Raw genomic sequence first — 8,271 nt, forward strand, 5'->3', positions numbered from 1 at the left:
CAAGAAGGCTTATCCTTGGGACAATGCTTGCATAGAATCGTTCCATGCCCTTTTAAAACGAGAGTGGATTAATCGTTTCAAAATTTTCAATTATACTCATGCATATAAATTGATTTTTGAATATATCGAGACGTTCTACAACACCGTCCGTATTCATAGTCATTGTGGATATTTATCTCCAAATGAATATGAGGAACAATATCTAAAAAATCTGGAAACGACTGTAACAAGCTTAGCAAGTTAACAATTACATAAAAAGAGAAAATTGGTTGTATTTAATTTGTACTTTTTCTTGACATAAGACCACATCAATTGATCCAGCCGTATAAGCACATCCCTCTGATGCAATTTTACCAGATAACCAATCCCTTGTAGTATCATTTAATTTGAGTCCTATTGTAAATACTTTAACTCCCGCTTCTCTTAAAGCTGTTGCTTTATTTTCCGAAGCCGTTTTATCGTTTGGAGTAGATGGATCTCCATCTGTAAACAGAATTACATATTGCGGAACATTCTCTCTCTTAGTTTTCAGCTGATTCTGCGCTATCTCTAATCCTGTCTGTGGAGATGTTCCTCCTGATGCATAAACACAATCCGTTGCCTTGATCAAACTATCTTTGGCACTTCCAACTTCTGTTAATCCCTGTTTTACGGTTCCGGACGTATTAAATGTAGCTAACCCTATTCTGCTCTTCGAAGAAGCCTCCGCAGTAGAAGCTATAAATGCTGTTGCAGCCTCTTTTAAACCAGTCAGACTACTATTCAGAGTGTAAATCTTATTTGAGGACCTATCAGGTACTTGTTTCCATAATTCTCCAGTGTAATATATCCACTCATTTAAATAAATCATTGGACATTTAGCATTACAATACGTCCAACCGCTGTTTTTTACATCGGTTGTCTCGTCGGTGTAATAGTATACTTTCGATGTATCTAGAGTTGTTTTACAGTCTTTATATTCTCCAACTTTACTAAATCCCTTTTCATCACTTCCATTCCTCCCATCATATAACATACTTCCCGAAGTATCGAATACCATCATAATATCCGCAACACTGTCTTTTTCCTCAGTTGCACTGCTGGTCATCTTTGAATCAGCACTGATAGTAATGTCATAAGTCCTCTTATCCCAATCAGACACTATTGCAGTTTTATTATAATCCATACTGGATTCAATAATCTCCTTCTGTGTATAATTCATGATATGATACAACGAATCTGTATCTTTTTCTATCTTTATCTTGCCATCTGCTTTATAAAGAGTTGCCACTGCTTTATTATCCTTAGATAACGTAACCTTTACAATCCAAGATTCATCTGATGCTGCATAGCCATTAGGTGCAACATCCTCTGTTAATGTATATGTTCCAGGTCTTAATCTTGTAAAATTAACAAGTCCTGTTCCATCTACGGATGTAGCAATCTGCGATTCATTGGTTTCTGAATTTACAAGAGTAAATCGAGCACCACTTAACGCGTCCTGTTTTTTATTTACTTTTTTTAATACAAGATCTGTTGTAGGTACATTCGTAACTTCAGAAATACGCGCGGAAGGAAGGGTAAATTCCATCTGGCAGTTTGATTTATACGCACCTCGTTCCATATACAGAATAGTCAGAGTATGCTCTTTTTCTTTATCTATTATTTCTCCATCCTTACCTTTAACATAATCCCATAGATCTACTGTCTTTTCAGCTGCTTGATGAATTCCACCTAAATCGATTACAATATGCTGTCCATCCAAAACAACCCATAAATCATCATCACCTGTAAAGGTATAATTTAATGGACCTACGTAATCTCCAATTTTAAAAGTTACATCATATCTCATTCCAAAAAAGTAATTGTGATCATTATCACTCTTTTCGCTTCTGGGTTCTTCGTCCAATGGGAAGAAATTATCTCCTGCTGATGCACGCCAATGTCCATTCTGATCAATTACTTTTGTAAGTTTATAAGAATCTCCGTTCTGATCAAAAACTAGTTTGTAATCCTTAATGACTTTTCTTAAATAAGTTTTAGTACTCTTAATATTGACAGTTGCATCTTGATCTACAAAAAATCCTGGCTCGGGGTAATTGAATTTTACTGCTCCCTTTCCATTGTCCCCTACCTCTTTTAATAATCCTCCTATCCTTTTGACTTTTTCATTATAATTATTTACTTCGCCTTCAATTATGTTTTCGTGTTCATCATAACCAGTCTTAACTTTAAAATCATATCTATAAGGCTCATAATTGTTATCCATTTTACCTGATGTTATTTTCTGATTATCCTTATCACCCTTTGCAGCATCTCCTAACATATTAAATGAATAATATGTCCGCTTTCCAGTCTTCCAGTCGTAACCTTCACCAGCCTTAACTGTATAATCATAGAAAGATGTCGGTCCCTGGAAGTTATCATTACGCTTTGGTGTATAATACACTTCTATCGTACTATTCTTTGCAACTACAATCTTTTCGTCCTTATTAACTTTAGCACCGTTTACTTTTACTTCTGAAACATCCCAGTTCTTTGCCTTGGTATAATCATTTATCTTTCCGCCAACTAAGATTGTTCTCTTATCCTCTGAATAAATCGCCTTACCATCCGCCTCATTCAGATGCCGAATTGTTACTTCAACTGCTTCTCCGCCTTTCTGCACAATTACATAAGTAGAAAAATGCGTAGTCTCAAACTCAACATCACCATTCTTAGCAACGCTGCCATCCATATTTTCAACGTTATCATTCTTGTCTACATGATATACATCCGCATCCTTGATTTTCTTCTCATCATTCAGAGATACAGATACCTTCACTGAAGCACCCGGCTGAACTTCTTCGCCGTCTACCAGGAATTTGATATCGTAGGAATGGATCTTCTCGATGGCTTTCTTTTCTTTGATTGCTTCTTCTGTGATCTGGTCTTCGGCTTCCTGGCTGAGCTCTACCGGTGTTACGGAAAGCTCTGCGTTGTCCGGAAGGTCTGCCGGATCGGTAAGAGTAACCTTGACATTGACCTCGTCACTCTTGTAATCATATCTGGTGATCTCAGGCTGAATTTCTTCTTCCTGCACATCCTCAGGCTCTTCTGCCTCATCACTGCTGTTAACAACCTGTGCCATATCACTTCTTATGTAAGCCTCGGTTCCTTCCCAGGAAACCTTGTACCAGGTTGCTCCGTCCTCTGCTGTTACGGTATCCAGAAGTGTGAGCTGAGTTCCTGCGTTTACAGTTGCCAGAACCTCTGCCTCGATAGATGGGCTGACACGAAGATTCGTATCGTCTCCCAGAACCTCGATCAGGCTTGTCTCACCATTCTCATCTGCTGCCGGAATCTCATCCGGGCTCGCAATATCCTCTGCCGGTTCTTCCACCACATCCGGATCCTCTGCCGGCGCTTCGGTAGGTTCAGCATCCGGATTCTCCGCCGGAGCCTCAGAAGGCTCTGCCTCAGGAGTTACCTCCGGATTCTCTGCTGCCGGTGTCTCAGCTGCATCCTGCTCAGGCTCGTCCGAAATATCCACTCCGTCCGTAAGCTCCTCTGATGCGATAGACACCTCGTCCTCATTACCGGAAACAGCTTCCGCCTCGACATCTGCTGTCTCAGGAGAATCCCACATAACGGCAAAAACAGCTGCGTTGCCAGTCTCAACCTGAAGTGTCTGGATCTGTTTGCCCTCGTTGACATTCAGAACCTTCAGATCCTCGTTGGCCTGTAAGGTGTTAACATCAGTATCACCGGTACTGCTGTTATAATGAAGCTTCTCAACGGTTACACTCGTGCTGGCTGCATCGGTAAGCTCCGGTGCTGCCGGTGTCTTGTACTCAAAAGTTACTCTGACTCTGCCGTTCGGCTCGACTCTGTTTCCGTCGCCATCAGCAAAATACACATCATACGCAAAAAAACCTCTCAGGTTGCTGCCCTTGTCTGTAGCTGCTGCTGAAAGCTTCTGAGAAACTGTATCATAAGATACGGATGAATTCTCGTTTACGCTGTCAGCCTTCAATGCTGTATTCTGCGGAAGAGCTCCGTCCTCCAGTGCCTCTGCTGTTACTTTAACAGAATCATTTTCATATGTAAGCGTCGATTGCTGCGCCTGTTCCGTTTCCTCCTGGTCAGCGCTGCTTACATCCGGTGTCGATTCTTCGGCCGCTGGTTCAGATGTAATTTCGCCATCTGTAAATATATCCTCCGTTCCATCTCCGAACGCCTCACTCGCGGAGATTGTATATGCACTTGGCATACAGGATACCATCAACGCCAAAGCCACCATAAATGCCAGGAGTTTTCTGATCTTATTATTCCTTAATTTTTTCATACCTTTCCCGCTTTCCTGTGTGTGCATTAACGTGTACTGTATTTCTTATTACTTTACTTCTGTTTATATTCCTTTCTCTTAAAAAAGCTTCATGTTTTTAGCCGGTGAGTAAACAGGTTACACCTTTTCAATATTTTACCCTTATGTGATTGTAGTGTCAATATACCAGGCATTTTTGGTAAGGATATTGACATTATCAGATGCTATCGAAAATCAGTCTTCAACTCCTCCTTCTTAACTTACTCGTTTACTGGTTCTTTTCGTCTGATTTCTCCGATAAAATCTGACTATTCGTGATATTTATTATACAACACTACCAGTTGTTTTGTAAGGCCCGTTTTTTCAAAAAAAGTGCCTCTGTCACTATTTTAACATGAATTTCTTCAGCTCATCCCGCTTCTTGACATTCAGCTTGCAAAAGATATCCGTAAGGTAATGCTTGACAGTATTAATGGAAATCCCCAGATGCTCTCCGATCTCCTTATTGGTCCATCCCCCACTTGCCAGCATGGCAATAGAAAACTCCATCGTCGACAGCTCCCCCGTAACCTTTCTCCGGTTTTCCGGATTATGAAGCGCCATCCAGCCCCTGCTGAAAGAAATCACACCCTCCGTGATCCGCTGATACGCCTCCGGATCCCGGTTCCGGATACAAGCCTCGATCAGCCCCCGCAAAAGCCCATGATGCTCAATAAAAGGCTCCAGAAACCCATCCATCTTCGCCAGCTCCCAGCTCCGGAGCATCTCCTCCTGCGCCTCCTGCTTATGCTTTCGGTTGATCGCACACACCGCCATCATACAGTGGATATACGTCATACTGATCGGATACGACCTCTCCGCCATAAACAAAGCAGCCTTCCCCATCCCATAAGCACTCCATATCTCCCCGTTAAGATAAGTATGGTGCGCCATCACATACGTGGCAAAAAGCCTCAGCCCCTCAGGAAGCATCCTGCTGTACTCCCCAAAAGCAGGCATCCCATCCGTAGGCAGATGAAGCAAAACCGCCCCCACATACCCCGCCAGAAGACAGGACGCATAAACATCCTTAGGAACCTTCTTCTTCATAGCAATCTTCACACAGGACTGGATCCCCTCCATCCCCCGCTTAGCCGCCGCCACATTCCCCAGCGTCAGATTAGAATACCCATACAAAATACACGCCGAAAGCTTCAGCTCAATAACCCTGCTGGACAGATACCCCCTCGTGATCTCACAACACTCCTCCGCCTGCCCCGTAAAATAAAAAAGCTCAGCCTGCGCAATATTTCTCAAATCCACATCCACAAACCCCTCAACAACCTCCCGAGCCCTCCCAGGCTCAAAAGACGAATTCAAAAGCGGCAAAACCACATAATCACACATACAACCCTCTCCCTCCAAAACCCAGGCAGCCCCCAAAAGACCACCCTCAAAACCAAACCAACAAACCTCCGAAGCCCTCACACAAGCCACATCAACACACATCCGAAGCCCATCACACACCCCACATCAACACACATCCGAAGCTCTTCTCTCAAGCCACATCAGCACACATCCGAAGCCTATCTCTCAACCCTCATCAGCACACATCCGAAGCTCTTCTCTCAAACCTCATCAGCACACATCCGAAGCTCTTCTCTCAAGTCCCACATCAGCACACATCCGAAGCTCTTCTCTCAACCCTCGTCAGCACACATCCGAAGCTCTTCTCTCAAGCCACATCAGCATACATCCGAAGCTCTTCTCTCAAGTCCCACAAAACAGTCACCAAAACTCCGGATATCAATCAACCAGTCAATCAGTCAACCAATCAGGCCAACCATCTTTTTCCATAATTATAATCCAAAATACTCCAAAAATAAATTTAAATATTACACAAAAACACCACACCCTATCCAAAACAGCCTCTATCCCCAATCCCCTCACGACAAATCGCAAAAAACTCACCCCACCCACATCCAACGCAGCGCCGATGCCACACCACCTCCCAGCACATCACAAGGAAACTCAGCCCCTGCAGCCATCCAGCGCAGCGCTGATGGTTCACCCCCTTCCGTCAGACCACCACTCCCTCACACCCCCAAAAACCAGAACGGACAGACTGCCAGCGGGACGGCTGCATAGTCGGGACCCGGTGCGTCGGAGTAAGCCGCTGGCAGACTGTCCGTTCGTCCCTCCATTCATCCCACAAAAAAAGAGCCCCCAGGCCCAAACACCCAGGGACTCTCCCAAAACCAAACAACATCATCTCCCCCTCCGCAGCTTTCTCAGTTCCCTCTCCAACCGATCCGCTCGCGCCTTCTCCCTCAACGTATTCACCCTCTCTTCACTCCGCCCCTGTTCAATCCCTTGAGTGATTCCCTGGCTGATTCCTTGGCTAATTCCCTGTTCAATCCCTTGGGCGATTCCTTGACTAATCCCCTGTTCAATCCCCTTATTAATCCACATCTGCTCAATCTCAAAACTCTTCATATATGCCACCGTAACCTTTCCATCCTCTTTAACAACCCTGACCATCTCCAACAGCTCCCTCAAAACATCATTTACCGCATTCACCTCCCTGGTATCCTCCAAAAAATGAAGCAGCGCCACCAGCTCCTCAGGCACACCCGCACCATCTCCCTTCGTATTCAGAAAAACCGTCCTCAGCCCATCATCATACTCCATCTCCGGAATCTCCTCACACATATTCCGGATCGTATACACCATCCTACCCCGATCAAACGGATCATACGAACAGACAAAAATAACAAAAACCCTCTTAAGCTTCCCGAAACCCTCACCCTTCTTCAAACATCGGCTGTCGATGATCGCATGGTAAAACCGCACCCGCTTCGGCAGATCCTTCAGACTCACAACATCACCATTATTATCCGGCTCAATATCAAAAACAGAAGGATCCGCCAAAACATCCATCAGCTCCTCCTCAGCCAGAACATCAAGCCGCGCCCCGCGAAAACCCTCATCCCGGCCACCAAAAGCCCTCTGCGCAACAACCCGCAGCCTCCCGATCTCACGCCCCAGCACCACCTGCAACAGCAACCTGCAAAACCTCTCACCAATACCAGGAAACGTCATCACCGCGTTAAACAAAAAATCATCCAGAAGATTCATATCCTCAAGCCGCTTCCTCTGCATAAGACTCCTCCTTTCACTATGATGGCAAAAGAAAAAACCTCACACAACCAACCGGCTCCTCCCCGCCATATTTATACAACCAACCATATGGGGATCAGATAGCCGAACGGCCCAGAATGTTCCCAGATATGTACCTTCAGTATAACCACCCCACCATCAAAAGTCAACAAAAACCCTTCGACAAAAACCGCCAAAACCTCATTCCACTGTATCCACCACAGCGCCGATGCCACACTCCCCCCACAACGCATCCACCACAGCGCCGATGCCCCTCCCCTCCCGGCACACCACAAGGAAACTCAGCCCCTGCAACCATCCAACGCAGCGCCGATGCCCCTCCCCTCCCGGCACACCACAAGGAAACTCAGCCCCTGCAGCCATCCAGCGCAGCGCTGATGGCCCACCACCTCCCGGCAAACCACCACACCTCACACTCCCAAAAACCAGAACGGACAGACTGCCAGCGGGACGGCTGCATGGTCGGGACCCGGTGCGTCGGAGTAAGCCGCTGGTCATACTTGGCGCCTGGGGCTTCTGACGGGAAGGTACTCTGCGGCCACAAGCCGCAGAGTAAGCCCCATCTGTCTGAGCCAGGTACGCATCAGCGTACATGGCGAGTTATGGGGCGCCCTGCACGGCAGAAGACTCAGACGCTTAGTATGACCCGGCGAAACGACCGCACCAGGCACGACCATGCAGCCGCCCCGCTGGCAGACTGTCCGTTCGTCCCTCCCCCCACCCACACAAAAAAAGAGCCCCCAGGCCCAAACACCCAGGAACTCTCCCAAAACTCAAATATCCAATTATCATCAATCGTTACCAGTTGTCACCAACCATCACCCAAC

General features: G+C 45.7%; 4 protein-coding genes. 1 reads left to right on the top strand and 3 read right to left on the bottom strand.

All coding sequences use genetic code 11. The features are described from left to right. Nucleotides 1-244 (top strand): integrase core domain-containing protein (locus BLP57_RS17190; RefSeq protein WP_139148864.1); only part of this gene is annotated, 244 nt, incomplete at its 5' end. 3 nt (nucleotides 245-247) lie between these two features. On the opposite strand, the gene BLP57_RS17195 is transcribed toward BLP57_RS17190, so the two are convergent. The 3 genes from BLP57_RS17195 to BLP57_RS17210 all read right to left on the bottom strand — a co-directional run bounded on the left by BLP57_RS17195 (nucleotide 248) and on the right by BLP57_RS17210 (nucleotide 7,426). Next, a complete protein-coding gene (locus BLP57_RS17195) occupies nucleotides 248-4,306 on the bottom strand; it encodes a fibro-slime domain-containing protein (protein ID WP_175443012.1) in 4,059 nt (1,352 codons plus the stop codon). Between the two features lie 363 nt (nucleotides 4,307-4,669). Beyond that, nucleotides 4,670-5,671, bottom strand: a complete 1,002-nt coding sequence (locus tag BLP57_RS17200) for a helix-turn-helix transcriptional regulator (RefSeq protein WP_092073512.1) — start codon at nucleotides 5,669-5,671, stop codon at nucleotides 4,670-4,672. A gap of 861 nt (nucleotides 5,672-6,532) precedes the next feature. Further along, nucleotides 6,533-7,426, bottom strand: coding sequence for an Rpn family recombination-promoting nuclease/putative transposase (locus BLP57_RS17210; protein ID WP_092073518.1), 894 nt, complete (start codon nucleotides 7,424-7,426; stop codon nucleotides 6,533-6,535). Nucleotides 7,427-8,271 lie beyond the last annotated feature (845 nt).

The organism is Blautia sp. SF-50 (assembly GCF_900101315.1).
GTDB lineage: Bacteria > Bacillota > Clostridia > Lachnospirales > Lachnospiraceae > Blautia_A > Blautia_A fusiformis.

Coding starts and splice junctions, on each gene's coding strand:
- BLP57_RS17200 (WP_092073512.1), bottom strand. CDS start 5,671: ATGTGTGATTATGTGGTTTTGCCGCTTTTGAATTCGTCTTTTGAGCCT.
- BLP57_RS17195 (WP_175443012.1), bottom strand. CDS start 4,306: ATGAAAAAATTAAGGAATAATAAGATCAGAAAACTCCTGGCATTTATG.
- BLP57_RS17210 (WP_092073518.1), bottom strand. CDS start 7,426: ATGCAGAGGAAGCGGCTTGAGGATATGAATCTTCTGGATGATTTTTTG.